Genomic DNA, 18,758 nt, shown 5'->3' with positions numbered 1-18,758 from the left:
GAGGGGATCAGCGGTGGAAGGCGTGCAGCACGGTGCGCACCAGGAGGCCGGCGACCAGTGCCCAGAACGCGGCGCTCACACCCAGCACCGCGATGCCCGACGCGGCGACGAGGAACGTGACGACGGCGGGCAGGCGCTCGCCGGGGTCGTCGATCGCCTGCTGCACGGCCGAGCCGAACGCGGCGAACAGCGCCAGCCCGGCCACGGCGGGGATCACGGCCTGGGGGGCCAGCACCACGAGCGTCGCGAAGGCCGCCGAGAACCCGCCGAGCACCAGGTACGACACCCCGGTCGACACCCCGGCGACCCAGCGGCGCCGCGCATCGGGATCGGCATCGGGGGAGGCCGCGAGGGCCGCGCTGATCGCGGCGAGGTTGATCGCGTGTCCGCCCGCGGTGGCGCCGAGCGCCGTGCCGAGCCCGGTCACGAGCATCGCGGGACGCCACGGCACCTCGTACCCGAAGCTGCGCATGATCGCGATGCCCGGCACGTTCTGCGAGGCCATGGTCACGATGAACAGCGGCAGCGCGACGCCCACGAGCGCCCCGACCGTGAACACCGGAGCGGTCAGCTCCACCCGGGGCAGCAGCACCGCGGGGTCGACCGCGTCGCCCTCCGCCACCAGGGTCACCGCGACCACCGCGGCCGCGGCGAGGAACGCGAACGGCACCGCCCAGCGCGGCGCGAGGCGCGCGAACACCAGCCACGTGAGCACGACCGGGACCACGCCCCACGGGTTCGCGACGACGCCCGTGATCGGTGCGAGGCACAGCGGCAGCAGCACCCCGGCGAGCATGGCCTGCGCGATCGACGGAGGGATGCGGGCGATCAGGGCGCCGAGCGCGGGCCACAGCGCCGTGAGCAGGATCAGGGCCGCGGTGACCAGGAACGCCCCGACGGCCGCCGGCCATCCGCCCTCGATCGCCCCGGTGGAGGCCAGCAGCGCGGCGCCGGGGGTCGACCACGCGACCGTGATCGGCATCCGGTAGCGCCACGCCAGCATCACGCACGCGATGCCCATGGTCACCGTCACCGCCAGCAGCCCGCTGGCCGCCTGCGCCGCGGTCGCGCCCATCGCGTCGAGTCCCGCGAGCACCACGGCGAACGAACTCGTGAAACCGACCAGTGCCGTGACCACCCCGGCCAGGATCGGGCGCGACAGGGGAGCGGTTTCCGGCATGGCTCGGAGGCTATCGCGGAGCCCGGTCCCCGGCCGCGTCAGGCGAGCCCGAGCCGGTGCGCGAGCACCACGGCCTGCACCCGGTCGCGCGCGCCGAGCTTCTGCAGGATGCGCGACACGTGCGTCTTCACGGTCGCCTCGCCGATGTACAGCGCCCGCGCGATCTCGCCGTTGCTGCGGGCATCCGCGAGCAGCGCGAGCACCTCGGCCTCCCGCTCGGTGAGCGGCTCGGCGAGCGCGGGGGTCGTGCGTGCGGAGCTCGGCACCGGCGCGGGCGAAGGGGGGGCCGGCGCGGGCACCGCGGAGAACCGGGCGAGCACGCGCCGCGTCACCTCGGGCGCCAGCATGCCGTCACCCGCGGCGAGGGCGCGGACCGCGGCGATCAGGTCCTCCGCCCCGGCGTTCTTCAGCAGGAAGCCGCTGGCCCCGGCATCCAGCGCGCGGTACAGGTAGTCGTCGCGGTCGAACGTCGTGATGATCGCGATGGCCGCGCGGACCGCCGGATCCGCGACGATCCGCTCGGTGGCCTCGATGCCGTCCATGTCGGGCATCTGCACGTCCATCGTGATGACGTCGGGGAGCAGGGCGGACGCCTGGGCCACGGCCTCCGCTCCGGTCGAGGCCTCGCCCACCACCGTGATGTCGGGCTGCGTCTCCAGGATCGTGCGGAACCCGGTGCGCAGCAGCGCATGGTCGTCTACGAGCAGCACGCGGATGGCGTCGGCGCTCATCGGCTCGCTCCCGCCGCGACCGGGGCGAGGGGCACCCGGGCCCGCACGCGCAGCCCGCCGGACGGCCGCGGCGCCACCTCCAGCGTGCCCCCGGAGGCCGTCGCGCGCTCCCGCATCCCGAGCTGCCCGAGGCCCGGTCGCAACTGGGCGATCGCGCGGCCGGTGTTCACGACCTCCACCTCGACGCCGTCGTCGTCGTAGCGCACCCGCACATCGGCCGTGGCTCCCGGTCCTGCGTGACGGCGGGCGTTCGTGAGCGACTCCTGGGCGATGCGGTAGAGGTTCACGGCGACCACCGAGGGCACCGCGGTCGGAGTGCCGACGACTGTGTACGCGGTGGGGAGTCCCGCGGCCGTCGAGGCCTCCGCGAGTTCGGCGATGTCGTCGAGCCCGAGCGTCGAGGCGCCGTCCGCGGTCTCGCCGCCGGGCGTGCGCAGCGTCTCCAGCAGCTGCCGCAGCTCGTGGATCGCGTCGCGCGCCGAGCCCTCGACGCCCGACAGGATCTCGGCGGCCCGCGCGGGGTCCTGGGCCAGCACCAGGCGCGCCGCGCCGGCCTGCACGCCCATGACCGAGACGTGGTGGGCGACCACGTCGTGCAGCTCGCGGGCGATGCGCACCCGGTCGAGGGCGACGGCCTGCGCCGCCGTCACCTCGCGCTCGCGCTCCAGCTCGGTCGTGCGCTGCTCCAGCACCGACCGCTGCTCGGCGGCGGCCCAGGACCGTTCGCCGAAGTAGTAGGCCCCGCCGAAGTAGAGCCCATTGAGCAGGATCTGGATCAGCATGAAGGCGACGTAGGGCGACATCGCCCCGGCCACCACCTCGGCCTTGTCCGCCTCGCTGATCGCGTCGCGGTACATCGTGAGGAGCAGCCACACGAACATCCCGACGATGATCGCCACGCGCACGATGAGGGCGCGGCGCCGGTCGTTCATCCACGCGCCGACGGTGTAGAGGCCGATGAACATCGCGATGTTGCCGACGTAGATCTCCGGTACCCGGATCGTGACGGCCGCGAAGTAGGCGACGGATACGACCACGGCCACGGTGCCGGGCCAGCGTCGACGGAACGCGAGCGGACCGGACACCACGACGGCGTAGAGGAGGGCGGTCCACAGCGGGGCCTGCTCGTCGCCGTACACCTGGGCGATGGAAGAGAGCGCGGCGCTCAGGATCGCGCCGACGAACAGCACCCCGGCGAGCAGCAGGTCGCCGCGGCGGTCGCGCTCGGTCGGCGTGCGGGTGAAGGGCATCCCTCCACCGTAGGGCGGCGTTCGGCGGGGCCGCATCCCCCGGACGGCGGAGGCGGCGAGGAGGGGTCTTGACCGCGCACTTGTTTTTTGCAAGTATCACCGCATGAGCCTCTTCCTCACCTGCCCGGTCGAGAGCGTCGAACGCGCGACCGCCTTCTACACGGCCATCGGCTGGACCCTCAACGAGGAGATGTCCGACCACAACGTGTCGTGCTTCGCCATCGCGCCCGGGCAGTACGTCATGCTCGGCAGCCGCGAGATGTACGCCAGCGTCGGCGGCGTCGACGAGCTCGTCGGCGGCCCCGACACCCCGTCCAAGGTCACCGTCTCGTTCGACCTCGGCAGCCGCGAGGCGGTCGACGAGCTGGTCGAGCGCGCGAGAGCGGCGGGCGGGCGCATCGGCGACACCGACGACTACCCCTTCATGTACCAGCGTCAGTTCGACGACCCCGACGGCTACCACTACTCGCCGTTCTGGATGAAGCCGGACGCCGACGCCGACGCGTGAGCGACCTCGGTGCCGCGCTCGGCGTGGTCGGGGCGCGCTGGGCGCTGCTGATCGTGGAGCGGCTGCTCGACGGACCCCAACGCTACGGCGATCTGCAGCGCGACCTCGGAGTCCCCACGAACATCCTCGCCACGCGCCTGCGCGAGCTGGAGGCCGCCGGGGTGCTCGCGCGACTGCCGCTCCGGCACAACACCCGGGCGTACGCGCTCACCGACCGCGGGCTCGCACTGCGGGAGGCGATCGAGGCGCTGCGGGCGTGGGGTGCCGCGGAGGAGGATGAAGATCCCTCGACGAGAACGGAGAAGTGACATGAGCGACGACGCACCCGGTCGCATCCTGATCGACCTGTTCAGCACCCTCGACGGCGTGGCCCAGGGCCCCGGCGGCGTGGGGGAGGACACCTCGGGCGGATTCCGGTTCAGCGGATGGCAGGCCGGCTACCCCTCACCCGGCATGGGCGCCGAGGTCGACGCGGGCATGCGGGGCCTCGACGCGCTGCTGCTCGGCCGCCGCACCTACGACATCTTCGCCTCGTACTGGCCGCAGCACACCGACGGCGAGGAGGGCCACATCGGCCGGCTCTTCGACGCGGTGCCGAAGTACGTGGCGTCGCGGAACCCCGATCTCGCGCTCGACTGGCAGGGCAGCTCGCGCGTGGGCGACGACCTGGCCGCCGAGATCGCCCGCCTGCGCGCGACCCACCGCGAGGTGCACGTGATCGGCAGCATCGACTTCGTGCACACCCTGCTCGCCGAGGGGCTGTTCGATCAGCTCAACCTGTGGGTGTACCCGCTGCTGCTCGGCACGGGGAAGAAGGTGTTCGACGACGCAGCGCTCCCGTCGGTGCTGCGACTGCTCGAACCGCCGGTCGTCGACGACGCGGGCGTGATGCTCCTCCGCTACGGCCGCACCGATCGCACCCCGGAGGTCGGCACGTTCGGCGCCTGAGGCGGGTCAGCCCAGCAGTCGCTCGATCACGCGCGCGACGCCGTCCTCGTCGTTGGTCGCGGTGACCTCGTCGGCGGCGTCCCGCACCACGGGCTCCGCGTGCGCCATCGCCACCCCGCGGCCCGCCCAGCGGAGCATCTCGACGTCGTTCAGCGCGTCGCCGAACGCGACGACCTCGGCGCGGTCGATGTCCAGGTGCGCGCACAGCCGGGCGAGCCCGGTCGCCTTCGTCACGCCCTCGGCCATCACCTCCACGAACGGCGCGCCGGACAGGGTGGCTTCGAAGCCGGTGAGCCCGAGCGAGCGCAGCGTGTCGAACAGTGCGGCGGGTGCGAGCTCCGGGTGGCGGATCACGAGCTTCAGGCTCGGCGCCGCGAGCACCTGCTCCAGCGGCACCCCGCCCATCGTCGCCGGATCGCGCTTGTGGTCGGACAGGCTCGCGATCGCCGCGTAGCCGTCCTGCGCGACGAAGGTCTCGCCGCCCTCGCGCACGCTCGCGAACAGCAGCCCGGGGATGCTCGCGCGGAGGGCATCGGCGAGCGTGCGGATCGTGTCGGACGGCAGCTCCTCGGCGAACAACATCCGTCCGTCGCCGAGGTGCACCGCGTAGGCGCCGTTGCTGCACAGCGCCCACCCGTCGAATCCGGCGTCGGCGGCGATCGCGCGCAGTCCGATCGGCTGGCGCGCGGTGACGGGCACCACGGGGATGCCCCGCTCCCGCGCCGCGTCGAGCGCCGCGCGGGTGCGCGGTGTCACGGAGGAGGAGGAGTCGAGCAGCGTGCCGTCGAGATCGGTCGCGATCAGTCGCACGTCGTCGCGCTCCGTCAGGAGAAGATCATCGGCAGGTCGTCGTCGGCGTCTGCTCCGCCGAAGTCGAGGTCCACCACCACGGGCACGTGGTCGCTGGGCTGCTCGCCCTTGCGCTCGTTGCGATGGATCGACGCGCCGGTGACCGCGTCGGCCAGCGTCTTCGAACCGAGGATGAAGTCGATGCGGATGCCCTCGTTGCGCGGGAACTTGAGCCGCTGGTAGTCCCAGTAGGTGTAGCCCTCGGGCAGCAGCGGGCGCACCACATCGGTGACACCGGCATCGGCCAGGGCGAAGAACGCCTCACGCTCGGCGGGCGAGACGTGCGTCGAGCGGCCCACCACGATGTCGGGGTCGCCGTTGTCGTGGTCGAACGGGATGATGTTGAAGTCGCCGACGAGGGCGAGCGGCAGGTCGGGGTTCGCCGACAGCTCGGCCGCGGTGGACTGCCTCAGCTGCTCGAGCCAGTGCAGCTTGTACGCGTAGTGCGGGTCGTCGAGGGAGCGCCCGTTCGGCACGTACAGGCTCCATACGCGCACGCCGTCGACCATCACCCCGAGCGCGCGCGCCTCCTGCGGAGCGTCGGGGCCCTCGTGGCCCTTGGCGAAACCGGGCATCCCGTCGAACGCGGTGCGCACGTCGGTGATGGGCAGGCGGCTGGCGATCGCGACGCCGTTCCACTGGTTCAGGCCGTGAACCTCGACGTGGTAGCCGGCCTCCTCGAAGGGGGCGAAGGGGAACTGCTCCGGCTTGCACTTCACCTCCTGCATCGCGAGCACGTCGATGTCTTCACGGACGGCGAACTCGACGGTGCGGGCGACACGGGTGCGGATGGAGTTGACGTTCCAGGTGGCCAAGCGCATGCGTCCAGCCTAGTTGCGGCCTCCTACACTGGATGCCGTGACCGCACTCGACGCAGACCGCCAGACCCTCCTCGACCTCATCACCGACGAGGCGGTGTTCCACGGCGACTTCACCCTCTCCAGCGGCAAGAAGGCCACCTACTACGTCGACATGCGCAAGCTCACGCTCGACCACCGCGCCGCTCCCGCCATCGGCCGGATCATGCTCGACCTGATCGCCGACCTCGACGTCGTCGCGGTCGGCGGTCTCACGCTCGGCGCCGACCCCATCGCGAACTCCGTGCTGCACGCCTCGGTCGGCACCGACCGTCCGCTCGACGCGTTCGTCGTGCGCAAGGAGCCCAAGGACCACGGCCGCGGCCGTCAGATCGAGGGCGCCGACGTGAAGGGCAAGCGCGTGGTCGTGCTGGAGGACACGTCGACCACCGGGCAGTCCGCGCTCAAGGCCGTCGAGGCGCTGCGCACGGAGGGCGCCGAGGTCGTGGCCGTCGCCGTGATCGTCGACCGCAAGACCGGAGCGCAGGCGGCCATCGAAGCCGAGGGGCTGGAGTGGCGCGCCGCGTTCGACCTCGACGACCTCGGGCTCGACCCGCAGTGACCCGCTACGCCCTGGCCGTCGACGTCGGCGGCACCAAGATGGAGGCCGCCCTCGTCTCGGCGGACGGCGTGCTCGTCGAAGGCAGCCGCAGCCGCCAGCCCACCGGGCGCGAGGCCACGCCCCCGGCCCTCGCCGCCGCGGTCGACGCGATCGTGCGGCACGCCCTGGCCGCGCTGCCGGCCGACGCGGAACTCGTCGGGGCGGGGATCGGTAGCGCCGGTCCGGTGGATCGCGTCGCGGGCACCATCGAGCCCGTGAACATGCCGCTCGCGCACGGCTTCGCCCTCGCGGCGGCGGTGCGGGACGCGGCGACGGCGGTGCTCGGCCGCGACCTTCCCACGACGCTCGGCCACGACGGGGGCGCCCTCGCCCTGGCGGAGTCGTGGCTCGGGGCGACCCGTGACGCGGGGGCCTCGCTGTCGATCGTGGTGTCGACGGGCGTCGGCGGCGGCTTCGTGGTGAACGGCGCCTACATCCCGGGAGCCACCGGCAACGCGGGTCACCTCGGTCAGGTGCGCCGCGAGGGAGGGCTCACGCTCGAGGAGATCGCCTCCGGCCCCGCGAGCGCCGCCTGGGCGCAGGAGCAGGGGTGGACCGGCGCGACGGGGGAGGACCTCGCGCGCGACGCGGCAGCCGGAGACGCGATCGCCCGCGCGGCCATCGAGCGCTCGGCCCGCGCGGTCGGCGAAGCGCTCGCGGACGCCGCGACCCTGGTCGACCTCGACGTGGTGGCCATCGGCGGCGGGTTCTCGCGGGTGTCGTTCGACTACATCGACCTCGTGCAGCAGGCGCTCACCGCGCACGCGGTGCACCCGTACTCCCGGCGTACCCGGGCCGTGCGCTCGGGCCTCGGCGACGAAGGGCCCCTCATCGGCGCCGCCGCCCTCGCGCTCCGTTGAACCCTCACGCGCACGCCCTCAGCGGGCGGCGGTCAGCAGGTGGCGGGGCGGTCCCTCAAGTCGCGCGACCGCGATCTTGAGGTCGGTGACGTCGGATGCGACGGCGTCGAGGCGGGTGGTGAGCTTCTCCTCGACGGTGTCGATACGGGTGGTGAGCTTGTCCTCGACGCTGTCGATACGGGTGGTGAGCTTCTCGTCGACGGCGTCGATGCGGGTGGTGAGCTTCGCGTCGACGGCATCGATGCGGCGCACGACCCAGGCCATGGCGGCGAACATGCCGGTGCCGAGGGTGAGCACGATGCCGATCGCGCTGATGACGACCGTCAGGCTGTCGGTGGACACGGATGCTCTCCTCGGGTGCGGTGTGTCTTCGACGATACGTCGCCGCGGGTGTGGCGACTCCCGGAATCCCGGCATCTGTGAGGAAGGGGAGAGAGGCGCGGATGGGGGAGGAGGAGCGCCTCAGCCGGTCGCCGACACGCGCCGTCCGGAGCGCGACGTCACGAGCATCAGGACCGGGACGACAGCGCACAGCACGGCCGAGACGACGAAGGTCGCAGGAGCCGCCGGATCCCGACCGATGAGCAGGATCACCGTGGGCACGAAGGTGCCGCCCACCGCGCCGCAGGCGACCAGGGCCCCGGTCACGGCGGCGCTCCGTGCGGGGTCGAGGCGGTCGAGGGCGAGGCCGAGGATCAGGCCGTAGCTCGGCGCGAGCAGCACGACCACCGCCGCCAGGGCCACGAGCGCTCCCACCGGCTGAGGGCCCACGAGCGCGCCGGCCACGCCCATCAGCACGGCCGCGCCCGCCGTGGCCGCGACCAGGATCGCGAGCGGGGGCACCGACGCGCGGCGCAGGGCCGCTGCCCCGAAACGGCCCGCCGCCATCAGGCCCCAGAACGCGGAGGTGCCGAGCGCCGCCGCGGCCGGTTCGAGCGTGAGCACGCGCTCCGGGATCACGGCCGACCAGCCGGAGAGCACGGTCTCGACCCCCACGTAGAGCGGCAGGGCGAGCGCGAACGGCAGCAGCACCGCGAGCGATCGCACGTCACGCGGCGCCGGGGCTTTCGCGGCGACCGTCGGCACGGGCGCGATGAGCACCGACACGGTCACCAGCGGCACCGCGGCGAGAAGGGCCAGCAGCGGACGGGTGTGCGCTCCCAGCACCACCGCGAGCGGGGTGGCCGCGGCGCACACGGCGACCGTGCCCATCAGCGCACTCAGCAGCCCGGTCGCGCTGCCCGTGCTCGCGGCCTTCGCGGCCACCGAGCCCGAGGCCTCCACGAGCCCGAAGCCGAACCCGGCGACGGCGGCGGCGGCGATGAACACGACCGCATCGCCCGCCCACGCGGCGGCGACGAGCGCCACGGCCTGCAGGGCGCTGCCGAGCAGCAGTGTCGTGCGCGGGGGGTTCCGCGTCAGCAGCGGACCCGAGGCCAGCACGCCCACCAGCAGCCCGGCGAAGAGCACGGGCACCGCGGCGCTGAGGTCGGCGCCGATGTCCCGCTGCGCCGAGGGCAGCACGGCGGGGACGAACGCCGCGGTCACGCCGAGTCCTGCGAACGCGCTGAACAGGCCGAGGCGGATCCGGCCGTCCGCGCCCGTCATGCGCCGTTGGCGCGCACGTGGTGCACGGCCGCGAACGTGTCGCGCAGCGCCTCCATCGAGCGGTCGTAGTTCGACTGGGCGACCCCGATGAAGATGCAGTCGACGACCATGAGCTGGGCGATGCGGCTGCCGAGTGCGCCGGAGCGGAACCCGGTCTCGCGCGCGGCGGTCGTCAGCACGATGTCGGCCTGCCCGGCCAGCGGCGCGCCCGCGTGGTTGGTGATCGCGATCGTGGTGGCCCCCGCCTTGCGGGCGAGGAGGAGGAACTCGATGGTGTCGGTGGTCGCGCCGCTGTGCGACACCGCGATCGCGACGTTGCCGAGGCCGAGGGTGGCGGCGGAGGTCCAGGCGGCGTGCGGATCGGACCACTCCAGGGCCGTCCGCCCGATCCGGGTGAGCTTGCGCTGGAGGTCGAGGCCGACGATCGAGCTGGCCCCGACGCCGAAGATGTCGACGCGGCTCGACGACGTGATCGCCTCGACCGCGGCGCGCAGCGACTCGGTGTCGAGCACCTTGGCGGTGTCGGCGAGCGACAGCGTCTCGGCGAGGGACACCTTCGCCACGATGTCGGCGAGCGTGTCGTTGCGGTCGATGTCGCCCGATACGGCGGGGAGCGCGGCGGTGTCGTACGTCTCGCGCTCCACCTCGCGCAGCACGTGGTTGCGCAGCTCGCGCACGTGCTCGTATCCCAGGCGCTTGCAGAAGCGGACGACGGAGGTGGTGGAGGTGTCGCAGCGGTGGGCGAGCTCGGCGACCGAGAGGCCGGCGGTGGCGGCCGGGTCGGCGAGGAAGAGATCGGCGATGCGCTGCTCGCTCGGGCGGAGCTCGGGGCGGATCGCCCGCATGCGCACCAGCACGGGGGGAGCGCCGGCGTCGTCGCGGGCGGCGTCGTGGGACATGTGTTCTCCGATCGGTGTTCATAACAGTAGAGGAACTTCTGTTACACCGACAGCGACCTTCGTGTACTTTTGGTACCACCCAGACCGACGATGTTCACGGGACGTCAGGCAGCATCGCCTGAACCCAGCCAGGGCGACGCGGTCCCAGCCAGGAGGAAACAGCATGAGCACAGTACGGCGGGCGTCATTCGGCGCTCTCTCCGCCGCGGGCGTCGCGATGGCGCTCGTCATCACCGGGTGTTCCGCGCCGGCGTCGAACCCCTCGCCCTCCGAGGGCGGCACCGCGGGCGGCGACCTCGTCATCGGCGTCACCAGCGACCCGGACACCCTCTTCCCGTGGAAGGCCACGCAGTTCCAGGCGGTCAACGTCCTGCAGAACCTGTACGGCACGCTCACCGAGTTCGACGAGGACCTGAACGTGGTGCCCGGCCTCGCCGAGTCGTGGGACGTCTCGGAAGACGGCCTCACCGTCACCTTCCACCTCCGCGAGGGCGTCACCTTCGCCGACGGCAGCACGTTCGGCTCCGAAGACGTGAAGTACTCCCTCGACGCGATCGCCGCCGAGGCCACCGCGGCCGTCGCGCGCAGCTCGCTGGCGTCCGTCACCGCGGTCGAGGCGACCGACGAGACCACCGTCACCCTCACCCTCAGCGCCCCCGACGCGGCCCTGCCCGCCAACCTCGCCGTGATCAACATGGCCATGCTCTCCTCCGACGACACCGAGGAAGCGCTCAACACCACCCCGAACGGCACCGGCCCGTTCGTGCTCGAGGACCGCACCGCCAGCCAGTCGCTCACGCTCGCCAAGAACGACGACTACTGGGGCGACAAGGCGCTGCTCGACACGGTCGAGTTCCGCGTGATCCCCGACGAGTCGTCGATCGTGTCGGCCATGCAGTCCGGCAACGTGCAGCTCGCGGTGTTCGACGACCCGCTGGTCGCCCAGACCGCCGAGGGCGCGAACGTCGAGGTCGCCACGACCCCGCAGCTCAGCTACCACGCCCTTCAGCTCAACGCCACGCGCGGCGACCTGGCCGACGTGAACGTGCGGCTCGCGATCCAGTGCGCGATCGACCGCGAGGAGGTGCTGGAGACCGCCGCGCTCGGCGAGGGCGAGGTCACCGGGCCCATCACGTCGCCGGCGTTCAAGTCCGACCCCGACGCGCGCCCGTGCCCCGAGCGCGACCTCGACAAGGCGGCCGAGTACCTGAAGAAGGCCGGCAAGGAGGACGGCGTCACGATCAAGACGATCGTGTCGCAGGGCGAGTACGCCACCTCCGTCAACGAGGCGCAGAACCTGAAGGCGCAGCTCGCCGACGCCGACATCACGCTCGACCTCGAGGTGCTCGAGTCCGGCGCGTTCGTCGACCGCTGGATCGCCGCCGACTTCGACGCCGCGGTCGCCCTCAACGGCGGACGCCCCGACCCCGACGGCATGTACGGGCGCTACTTCACCAGCACCGGCAACCTGAACAAGGTCGCGGGGTACTCCTCGCCCGAGCTCGACGCGCTGTTCGCCGAGGGCCGCCAGACCGCCGACACCGAGAAGCGCAAGGAGATCTACGCCGAGGTCTCCGAGAACCTCGAGGACAACGCCGCCTGGGTCTGGCTGTTCACCAGCTACACCTACACGGCCACCGCCACCAGCGTGGACGGCTTCACCCCGATGGCGAACGGCTCGCTGCAGTACCTGCGGACCACCTCCATCCAGTAGCGGACCGGAGGGGGCGCGGCCGCCCGCGCCCCCTCCGTCCCCCTCCGACGACAGGCACCCTCACACGCGCATGTTCAGACAGCTCCTCCGCAACAGCGTGCTGCGACGCATCCTCGCAGCCCTCGGCACCCTCTTCGGGGTCGCCGTGTTCGTCTTCCTGATGCTGCGCGCCATCCCCGGCGACCAGATCAGCTCGGGACTCGGCACCGAGGCCGCCGCGCTCACCCCGGCGCAGCGTGAGGCTCTCGAGGCCTACTACGGCCTGGACCAGCCGCTGTTCGTGCAGTTCTTCTCCTGGCTGGGCAACATCTTCACCGGCAACCTCGGCTTCTCGTCGCGGGCGCAGACGAGCGTGCTCGACCTCACCGCGGCCGCCCTGCCCGTCACGTTCGAGCTCGCGATCCTCTCGATCGTGATCGCCCTCGCGATCGGCATCCCGCTCGGCATGCTGTCGGCCTCCAAGCCGGACTCGCTCCGCGACGGCGTCGGTCAGGTCGTGGGACTCGCGGGCCTCTCCATCCCGGCGTTCCTGCTCGGCACGGCGCTGCTGGCGATCCTGGCGCAGTCGCTCGGCTTCAACCCCAACGGCCAGGGCTACGCGCGGCTGTTCGACGACCCGCTGCTGAACCTGCAGCAGATGCTGCTCCCGTCGATCGTGCTCGGCTTCGGCATCGCGGCGCCCATCATGCGCACGACCCGCACCGCCGTGCTGGAGATCCGCGCGAACGACTTCATCCGCACGGCCCGGGCGAAGGGCGTGCCGCCCCGCCGCCTCCAGGTGCGCCACGTGCTCGGCAACGCGCTGGTCCCGATCGTCACCATGACCGGCCTGCAGTTCGGCTACCTGCTCGGCGGCGCCGTCGTGGTGGAGCAGATCTTCTCGCTCCCCGGCATCGGCCGTCAGGTGCTGCTCGGCATCCAGCAGAAGGAGTACGCGCTCGTGCAGAGCACCGTGCTGGTGATCGCGCTCGCCTTCGTCATCGTCAACCTGCTCACCGACCTGCTGTACCGGGTCATCGATCCCCGGGTGCGTGCCGCATGACCGACATCTCTCAGACACCGGCCCTCGCCCCCGGCGGAGGGCGCACCATGGAGCGCGTGCGTCTCCTGCTGCGCAGCCGCAGCGGGCTCGCCGGCCTCATCATCGTGTTCCTGCTGGCGGTGCTCAGCGTCGTGTCGGCGTTCGGGCTGCTGCCCTTCGACCCGCTGGCGCAGGATCCGCCCTCGCGTCTGCAGCCGCCGTCGGCCGTGCACTGGTTCGGCACCGACCAGTTCGGCCGCGACGTGTTCTCGCGCGTGGCCGCCGGCGTCGCGAACTCGGCGCTGATCTCGGTCGTCGCGGTGGCGTTCGCGACCGTGGTCGGCACGGTCTGCGGCCTCATCGCCGGCTTCTACCGCGGCATCTCCGACGGAGCGATCACCGCGGTCACCAACGTCCTGTTCGCGTTCCCGCCGCTGCTGCTGGCGCTGTCGCTCGCCTCGGTGTTCGACCGCAACTGGTTCACGATCGCGGTCGCCATCGCGATCGTCTACGTGCCGATCTTCATCCGCGTCACGCGCGGCCCGGTGCTGTCGCTGCGCGAGGTCGAGTACGTCAAGGCCGCCAAGAGCACGGGGCAGGGCCGCATGGCCACGATGTTCCGGCACGTGCTGCCCAACATCACGTCGATCATCATCGTGCAGGTCACGCTGTCCCTGTCGTGGGCCGTGCTGACCGAGGCGTCGCTGAGCTTCCTCGGCCTCGGCACGCCGCCGCCCGCGCCGTCGCTCGGCTCGATGATCTTCGAGGCGCGCACGCTCGTCACCATCGCGCCGTGGACCATGATCGCGCCCGGCGTGGTCGTGGTGCTGCTCGTGGTCGGGCTCAACCTGCTGGGCGACGGGCTGCGCGACAGCCTCGACCCGCGGAACCGGGGGAAGCGATGACCCTGGAGGATCTCGGCGCCCTCGCCACCGAGGCCAGCGACCCCCGCTACGCGCGACTCGACCAGATGAGCGTGGCGGAGCTCGCCCAGACCATGAACGACGCCGACGCCACGGTGCCCACGGCCGTGCGGCGCGCACTGCCGCAGATCGTCCCGGCCATCGAGGCCACCGCGGAGCGCATGGCGCGGGGCGGACGGCTGGTCTACGTCGGGGCAGGGACGCCCGGTCGCATCGGGGTGCTCGACGCCTCGGAGTGCCCGCCCACGTTCAGCACGCCGCCCGAGCTGGTGTTCGCCATCATGGCCGGCGGGCCCGGCGCGATCGTGAACCCGGTCGAGGGCGCGGAAGACGACGCCGAGGCCGGAGCCGCCGCGATCGACGCCGCCGACATCGGCCCGCTCGACACCGTGATCGGCATCGCCTCGAGCGGCCGCACCCCGTACGTGGTCGCGGCCGTCCGCCGGGCGCGCGAGCGCGGGGCGCTGGGCATCGGGCTGTCGTGCAACGCGGACACACCGCTGAGCGCCGTCGCCGAGCACGGCATCGAGGTCGAGGTCGGCCCCGAGGTGCTGTCGGGTTCCACCCGCCTCAAGTCGGGCACGGCGCAGAAGCTCGTGCTCAACATGTTCTCGACCATCTCGATGGTGCGAGGCGGCAAGGCCTACGGCAACCTGATGGTCGACGTGAAGGCCACGAACCACAAGCTCCGCGAGCGCGCGATCCGCATGGTGCGCACGATCGCCGAGGTCGATCGCGACACCGCGGTCGCGGCGCTGGAGACCGCCGCCTGGGACGTGAAGCTCGCGTCGATCATGATCCGCCGCGGCGAGGACCTCGCCGCGGCCACCACCCGACTCACCGCGGCAGGCGGACGCCTGCGCACGGCACTGGAGGAGAACTGATGCGCGTCCTCGGACTGATCTCCGGCACCTCGCACGACGGGATCGACGCCGCCGTCGTCGACTTCGCGACCAGCGGGGGCTTCACCGACCACGGCGTCGACCTGACCGGCACCGTGCTCGCGGCCACGAGCGTGCCGTACGCGCCGGAGCTGCGCGCCCGGCTGATCGCCGCCCTCCCGCCCGCGCCGACCACGCTCGCCGAGGTCGCGGAGCTCGACACCCTCATCGGCCAGGCGTTCGCCGACGTCGCGGCCGACATCGCCGCGCAGGTCGGCGGGGTCGACGCGATCTGCTCCCACGGGCAGACCGTGTACCACTGGGTCGACGGCGCCCACGCCCTGGGGACCCTGCAGATCGGGCAGCCCGCCTGGATCGCGGAGAGGGTCGGGGTGCCCGTGGTGTCGGACATCCGCATCCGCGACATCACCGCGGGCGGCCACGGCGCCCCGCTGGTGTCGTTCCTCGACGAGCTGCTGCTGCGCGGACGAGCCGGGGTCACGGCGGCCCTCAACCTCGGCGGCATCTCGAACATGACGGTCGTGCGCCAGGACGGCCTGGTCGCCTACGACATCGGTCCCGCGAACGCGCTGGTCGACGCGGTCATCGTGGAGCACGGGCTCAACCCGCTCGGCTACGACGACGATGCGGCCGTGGCGCGCACCGGCCGCGTCGACGAGGCGCTGCTGTCGGCGCTTCTCGACGACCCGTACTACGCGCTGACGCCGCCGAAGAGCACCGGCAAGGAGCACTTCCACCTCGGCTACGTGCACGAGCACCTGGCCGCGCAGGGCCGCGACATCCCGGTCGCCGATGTCGTGCGCACGCTCACCGAGCTCACGGTCCGCACGGTCGCCCGCGACGTCGCCGCGGCGGGCATCGGCTTCCTCGCCGTCTCGGGCGGCGGGTGCCGCAACCCGCTGATCCTCGAGGGTCTGCGCGCCGCGCTGCCGGAGACCGAGGTCGTGCTGGCCGACGAGCTGGGGGCTCCCGCCGACAGCAAGGAGGCGATCCTGCTCGCGCTCATCGGCTGGTCCACGATGCACGGTGTCCCCGCCATCGTCCCCGGCGGCACGGGCGCCCGCGAGCCCCGCATCCTCGGCACGATCACGCCCGGCGCCGGCCCGCTGCACATGCCGGAGCCGGTCGCGGCGATCGATTCGCTCACGCTCGGGGAGGCGACGGCGTCGTGAGCGGCCACGGAGCAGGCCAGGTGCGCGGCGCGAGCGCTGCGGGGGCCGTCGCGGCGGTGATGCGCGGCGACACCGCCCCCCGCGCGGTGGTCGCCGGGGTGGTCACGCGCACCTCGCGTGACGTCGCGGTGGGTGGCCTCGCGGACCTTGCGGGAACCCCGGTCACGCGCGACACCGCCTTCGACCTCGCCTCGGTGTCGAAGGTCGCGGCCACCACCACGGCTCTGCTGCGCCTGGTGAGCACGGGCGACCTCGGCGTCGACGACCCGGTCGACCGCTTCCTCCCGGGCACCGCGTGCGCTCCCGGCACCACGGTGCGCCACCTGCTGCAGCACCGCGCCGGACTGTGGGAGTGGCAGCCGCTGTACCTCGACCCCGCCCCCGCCGACGCGGTCGTGGACGCCCTGCCGCTGCGCTACGGCCTCGACGAGGGGCGGCACTACTCCGACCTGGGCTTCATCCTGCTCGGGCGCCTCATCACCGCGGTGACCGGCCTTCCGCTCGACGCCGCCGTGCGGGAGCTCGTCACCGCGCCGCTGGGACTCGCGCACACGGGCTACGGCCCCGTCGGCCCTCCCGTCGCGTCCTCCGGCATCGGCGACGCCGCCGAGCGCCGCATGGTGGCTACGGGCGACCCCTACCCGATCCTCACGTCGCGCCGGCACTTCCCGTGGCGGGAGGACGAGATCGCCGGCAGCGTCAACGACGGCAACTGCTTCCACGCGCTCGGCGGCGTCTCCGGGCACGCGGGCCTGTTCGGCACGGTCGACGACCTGCTCACGCTCGGCGCCGCGCTCGCCGACGCCGACCGGCACACCGACCTCTGGCACCCCGACGCGGTCGCCGACTTCTTCCGCGACGGCCCGGACGCCGGTCAGGCCCTGGGCTGGCGCAGCGACACCGTGCCGGTCGACGGCCGCCCCACCCGTCTGCTGTGGCACCCGGGCTACACCGGCTGCGCGCTCGGCCTCGTGCCGGCGACGGGGACCGCGGCCGTGCTGCTGAGCACCCGTCTCCTCGCGGCCGAGATCGCCCCGACCGAGACCCTGTGGCGTGCGGCGCTGCCCGCCCTCCTGGACCCCGAAGGAACGAGTACCCCATGAGCACCACCCCGCCCGTGCTGAGCATCGACGGCCTCGCCGTCGCCTTCCGGACCGGTTCCGAGCTGGTCACCGCGATCAGCGACGTGAACATCGACATCGCCGCGGGCGAGACCGTCGCGGTGGTCGGCGAATCCGGCTCGGGGAAGTCCACGACCGCCGCCGCCGTCAACCGCCTGCTCCCCGAGAACGGCGTGATCACGGCGGGCAGCATCCGCTTCGACGGGCGCGAGCTGACCGAGCTGCCCGAGAGCGCGATGATCTCGCTGCGCGGTGCCGGGATCGGCCTCGTGCCGCAGGACCCGATGTCGAACCTCAACCCGCTCATGCGCGTGGGGGAGCAGATCGGCGAGGCGCTGGAGGTGCACGGTTACACCAGCGGCGAGGCGACGAAGGTCCGCGTGGTCGAGCTGCTGGAGATGGTGGGCATCGCCGACGCCGCCCGGCGCGCACGGCAGTACCCGCACGAGTTCTCCGGCGGGATGCGCCAGCGCGTGCTGATCGCGATGGGGCTCGCGTGCAAGCCCCGGCTGCTGATCGCCGACGAGCCCACCTCGGCCCTCGACGTCACGGTGCAGCGCCGCATCCTCGACCAGCTCGACCAGCTCACCGACGAGCTCGGGACCGCGGTCTTCCTCATCACGCACGACCTGGCGCTCGCGGCCGAGCGCGCCGACCGCATCGTGGTCATGTTCCGGGGCCGCGTGGTCGAGGAGGGCACGTCCGCCCAGGTGCTGGGCAACCCGCAGCACGAGTACACCAGGCAGCTGCTGGCCGCGGCGCCGAGCCTCTCCTCCCGGCGCGACGCCCTGCCCGCGCGCACGGCCGCGACCGACGCCGTGCCGTTCGTGGAGATCCGCGACCTGCGCAAGGAGTTCCCGGTGCGCGGCGCCAAGGCCGGGGAGCCGCAGACCTTCACGGCGGTCGACGGTGTGAGCCTCACGATCCGCCGCGGCACGACCGTGTCGATCGTGGGGGAGTCCGGGTCGGGCAAGTCCACGACCGCGAACATGGTGCTGGGGCTGGAGGACGCCACCTCCGGATCGATCCTGTTCGACGGGCTCGACCTCACCACGCTGCGCCGCAAGGAGCTGTTCGCCCTGCGCCGCCGCGTGCAGCCGGTGTTCCAGAACCCCTACGCCTCGCTCGACCCGCGGTTCACCGTGGAGCAGTCGATCGCGGAACCGCTGCGCGTGCACCGCATCGGCACCGCGGCCTCGCGTCACGCCCGCGTCCTGGAGCTGCTGGAGCAGGTGGCGCTCCCGGCCGCGATGGCCGAGCGGCTGCCGCACGAGCTCTCCGGCGGACAACGGCAGCGCGTGGCGATCGCGCGGGCGCTGGCGCTCGAACCCGAGCTGGTGGTGCTCGACGAAGCCGTGTCGGCGCTCGACGTGCTGGTGCAGGCGCAGATCCTCGATCTGCTGGCGGAGCTGCAGACGCGCCTCGGCCTCAGCTACCTCTTCATCAGCCACGACCTCGCGGTCGTGCGGATGATCTCCGACGAGGTGCACGTGATGCAGCGCGGGGTCGTGGTCGAGAGCGGCACACCGGAGCGCATCTTCGACGACCCGCAGCACCCGTACACGCGGGAGCTGCTGGCGGCGATCCCCGGGGCCTCGCTGGCGTCCTGACCGC

General features: G+C 72.7%; 20 protein-coding genes. 12 read left to right on the top strand and 8 right to left on the bottom strand.

Annotated features, from left to right (window positions below):
• Positions 1-7: 7 nt before the first annotated feature.
• From ACWH95_RS03625 to ACWH95_RS03615, 3 genes are read right to left on the bottom strand one after another with little or no spacing between them, the layout of a single operon-like run.
• Positions 8-1,180: a benzoate/H(+) symporter BenE family transporter gene (locus ACWH95_RS03625; RefSeq protein WP_447653319.1), complete on the bottom strand. Its 1,173-nt coding sequence runs from the start codon at positions 1,178-1,180 to the stop codon at positions 8-10.
• A 38-nt stretch (positions 1,181-1,218) separates the two neighbouring features.
• Positions 1,219-1,911 carry a response regulator gene (locus ACWH95_RS03620; RefSeq protein ID WP_447653318.1) on the bottom strand — a complete coding sequence of 231 codons (693 nt, stop codon included), beginning with the start codon at positions 1,909-1,911 and terminating at the stop codon, positions 1,219-1,221.
• Positions 1,908-3,161, bottom strand: coding sequence for a sensor histidine kinase (locus ACWH95_RS03615; RefSeq protein ID WP_206252442.1), 1,254 nt, complete (start codon positions 3,159-3,161; stop codon positions 1,908-1,910). Before ACWH95_RS03615 ends, ACWH95_RS03620 begins: the two co-directional genes overlap by 4 nt.
• A 103-nt stretch (positions 3,162-3,264) precedes the next feature.
• Here ACWH95_RS03615 and ACWH95_RS03610 point away from each other — a divergent pair, with 103 nt between their 5' ends.
• Genes ACWH95_RS03610 through ACWH95_RS03600 form a run of 3 tightly spaced genes read left to right on the top strand, consistent with a single transcriptional unit; the run spans position 3,265 to position 4,617 of the window.
• Positions 3,265-3,669 carry a VOC family protein gene (locus tag ACWH95_RS03610; protein ID WP_136028513.1) on the top strand — a complete coding sequence of 135 codons (405 nt, stop codon included), beginning with the start codon at positions 3,265-3,267 and terminating at the stop codon, positions 3,667-3,669.
• The gene (locus ACWH95_RS03605) at positions 3,666-3,977 is read left to right on the top strand and encodes a winged helix-turn-helix transcriptional regulator (RefSeq protein ID WP_247982332.1); all 312 of its coding nucleotides are present in this window, start codon (positions 3,666-3,668) and stop codon (positions 3,975-3,977) included. The genes ACWH95_RS03610 and ACWH95_RS03605 overlap by 4 nt, the downstream gene beginning before the upstream one ends.
• 1 nt (position 3,978) lies before the next feature.
• Positions 3,979-4,617, top strand: a complete 639-nt coding sequence (locus ACWH95_RS03600; protein WP_136028511.1) for a dihydrofolate reductase family protein — start codon at positions 3,979-3,981, stop codon at positions 4,615-4,617.
• Positions 4,618-4,623: 6 nt separating this feature from the next.
• Here ACWH95_RS03600 and ACWH95_RS03595 read toward each other — a convergent pair whose 3' ends face one another.
• Positions 4,624-5,427, bottom strand: a complete 804-nt coding sequence (locus tag ACWH95_RS03595) for an HAD family hydrolase (RefSeq protein WP_454120186.1) — start codon at positions 5,425-5,427, stop codon at positions 4,624-4,626.
• A gap of 14 nt (positions 5,428-5,441) precedes the next feature.
• Positions 5,442-6,287: an exodeoxyribonuclease III gene (locus ACWH95_RS03590; protein ID WP_136036466.1), complete on the bottom strand. Its 846-nt coding sequence runs from the start codon at positions 6,285-6,287 to the stop codon at positions 5,442-5,444.
• A 37-nt stretch (positions 6,288-6,324) separates the two neighbouring features.
• On the opposite strand from ACWH95_RS03590, the gene pyrE reads away from it, so the two are divergent.
• Together pyrE and ACWH95_RS03580 are read left to right on the top strand one after the other, a co-directional pair.
• Positions 6,325-6,885, top strand: coding sequence for an orotate phosphoribosyltransferase (gene pyrE, locus ACWH95_RS03585; RefSeq protein ID WP_136036467.1), 561 nt, complete (start codon positions 6,325-6,327; stop codon positions 6,883-6,885).
• Positions 6,882-7,784, top strand: a complete 903-nt coding sequence (locus tag ACWH95_RS03580) for an ROK family protein (RefSeq protein WP_136036468.1) — start codon at positions 6,882-6,884, stop codon at positions 7,782-7,784. Before pyrE ends, ACWH95_RS03580 begins: the two co-directional genes overlap by 4 nt.
• Before the next feature lie 18 nt (positions 7,785-7,802).
• Here the strand turns inward: ACWH95_RS03580 and ACWH95_RS03575 are convergent, their stop codons facing one another.
• The 3 genes from ACWH95_RS03575 to ACWH95_RS03565 form a co-directional block, all read right to left on the bottom strand.
• Positions 7,803-8,126, bottom strand: a complete 324-nt coding sequence (locus ACWH95_RS03575) for a hypothetical protein (protein ID WP_136036469.1) — start codon at positions 8,124-8,126, stop codon at positions 7,803-7,805.
• Between the two features lie 120 nt (positions 8,127-8,246).
• Positions 8,247-9,392: an MFS transporter gene (locus ACWH95_RS03570; RefSeq protein ID WP_454120185.1), complete on the bottom strand. Its 1,146-nt coding sequence runs from the start codon at positions 9,390-9,392 to the stop codon at positions 8,247-8,249.
• On the bottom strand, positions 9,389-10,291 hold the full coding sequence (locus tag ACWH95_RS03565; protein ID WP_454120184.1) for a MurR/RpiR family transcriptional regulator: 903 nt from the start codon (positions 10,289-10,291) through the stop codon (positions 9,389-9,391). Before ACWH95_RS03565 ends, ACWH95_RS03570 begins: the two co-directional genes overlap by 4 nt.
• A 163-nt stretch (positions 10,292-10,454) precedes the next feature.
• Here ACWH95_RS03565 and ACWH95_RS03560 point away from each other — a divergent pair, with 163 nt between their 5' ends.
• The 7 genes from ACWH95_RS03560 to ACWH95_RS03530 all read left to right on the top strand — a co-directional run bounded on the left by ACWH95_RS03560 (position 10,455) and on the right by ACWH95_RS03530 (position 18,754).
• Positions 10,455-12,005, top strand: a complete 1,551-nt coding sequence (locus ACWH95_RS03560; protein WP_454120183.1) for an ABC transporter substrate-binding protein — start codon at positions 10,455-10,457, stop codon at positions 12,003-12,005.
• A gap of 70 nt (positions 12,006-12,075) precedes the next feature.
• Positions 12,076-13,047 carry an ABC transporter permease gene (locus ACWH95_RS03555; RefSeq protein WP_136030810.1) on the top strand — a complete coding sequence of 324 codons (972 nt, stop codon included), beginning with the start codon at positions 12,076-12,078 and terminating at the stop codon, positions 13,045-13,047.
• Positions 13,044-13,931, top strand: coding sequence for an ABC transporter permease (locus ACWH95_RS03550; protein ID WP_136030808.1), 888 nt, complete (start codon positions 13,044-13,046; stop codon positions 13,929-13,931). The genes ACWH95_RS03555 and ACWH95_RS03550 overlap by 4 nt, the downstream gene beginning before the upstream one ends.
• Complete coding sequence (gene murQ, locus ACWH95_RS03545) at positions 13,928-14,833, top strand: N-acetylmuramic acid 6-phosphate etherase (protein ID WP_454120182.1); 906 nt, start codon at positions 13,928-13,930, stop codon at positions 14,831-14,833. The genes ACWH95_RS03550 and murQ overlap by 4 nt, the downstream gene beginning before the upstream one ends.
• Positions 14,833-16,023 carry an anhydro-N-acetylmuramic acid kinase gene (locus tag ACWH95_RS03540; RefSeq protein ID WP_206252451.1) on the top strand — a complete coding sequence of 397 codons (1,191 nt, stop codon included), beginning with the start codon at positions 14,833-14,835 and terminating at the stop codon, positions 16,021-16,023. The genes murQ and ACWH95_RS03540 overlap by 1 nt, the downstream gene beginning before the upstream one ends.
• A complete protein-coding gene (locus ACWH95_RS03535) occupies positions 16,020-17,126 on the top strand; it encodes a serine hydrolase domain-containing protein (protein WP_366626485.1) in 1,107 nt (368 codons plus the stop codon). The genes ACWH95_RS03540 and ACWH95_RS03535 overlap by 4 nt, the downstream gene beginning before the upstream one ends.
• A complete protein-coding gene (locus ACWH95_RS03530; RefSeq protein ID WP_454120181.1) occupies positions 17,123-18,754 on the top strand; it encodes an ABC transporter ATP-binding protein in 1,632 nt (543 codons plus the stop codon). Before ACWH95_RS03535 ends, ACWH95_RS03530 begins: the two co-directional genes overlap by 4 nt.
• Positions 18,755-18,758: the final 4 nt, after the last annotated feature.

Source organism: Microbacterium sp. NPDC055502, assembly GCF_053643635.1.
The sequence above is the reverse complement of the archived record's forward strand: the minus strand, read 5'-3'. Positions and strand labels throughout refer to the sequence as shown.

What these genes read in the sequence shown, in the direction of transcription:
- ACWH95_RS03625 (WP_447653319.1), bottom strand. Translation starts at nt 1,180, where the DNA reads ATGCCGGAAACCGCTCCCCTGTCGCGCCCGATCCTGGCCGGGGTGGTC.
- ACWH95_RS03620 (WP_447653318.1), bottom strand. Translation starts at nt 1,911, where the DNA reads ATGAGCGCCGACGCCATCCGCGTGCTGCTCGTAGACGACCATGCGCTG.
- ACWH95_RS03615 (WP_206252442.1), bottom strand. Translation starts at nt 3,161, where the DNA reads ATGCCCTTCACCCGCACGCCGACCGAGCGCGACCGCCGCGGCGACCTG.
- ACWH95_RS03610 (WP_136028513.1), top strand. Translation starts at nt 3,265, where the DNA reads ATGAGCCTCTTCCTCACCTGCCCGGTCGAGAGCGTCGAACGCGCGACC.
- ACWH95_RS03600 (WP_136028511.1), top strand. Translation starts at nt 3,979, where the DNA reads ATGAGCGACGACGCACCCGGTCGCATCCTGATCGACCTGTTCAGCACC.
- ACWH95_RS03590 (WP_136036466.1), bottom strand. Translation starts at nt 6,287, where the DNA reads ATGCGCTTGGCCACCTGGAACGTCAACTCCATCCGCACCCGTGTCGCC.
- ACWH95_RS03570 (WP_454120185.1), bottom strand. Translation starts at nt 9,392, where the DNA reads ATGACGGGCGCGGACGGCCGGATCCGCCTCGGCCTGTTCAGCGCGTTC.
- ACWH95_RS03565 (WP_454120184.1), bottom strand. Translation starts at nt 10,291, where the DNA reads ATGTCCCACGACGCCGCCCGCGACGACGCCGGCGCTCCCCCCGTGCTG.
- ACWH95_RS03560 (WP_454120183.1), top strand. Translation starts at nt 10,455, where the DNA reads ATGAGCACAGTACGGCGGGCGTCATTCGGCGCTCTCTCCGCCGCGGGC.
- ACWH95_RS03555 (WP_136030810.1), top strand. Translation starts at nt 12,076, where the DNA reads ATGTTCAGACAGCTCCTCCGCAACAGCGTGCTGCGACGCATCCTCGCA.
- ACWH95_RS03550 (WP_136030808.1), top strand. Translation starts at nt 13,044, where the DNA reads ATGACCGACATCTCTCAGACACCGGCCCTCGCCCCCGGCGGAGGGCGC.
- murQ (WP_454120182.1), top strand. Translation starts at nt 13,928, where the DNA reads ATGACCCTGGAGGATCTCGGCGCCCTCGCCACCGAGGCCAGCGACCCC.
- ACWH95_RS03540 (WP_206252451.1), top strand. Translation starts at nt 14,833, where the DNA reads ATGCGCGTCCTCGGACTGATCTCCGGCACCTCGCACGACGGGATCGAC.
- ACWH95_RS03530 (WP_454120181.1), top strand. Translation starts at nt 17,123, where the DNA reads ATGAGCACCACCCCGCCCGTGCTGAGCATCGACGGCCTCGCCGTCGCC.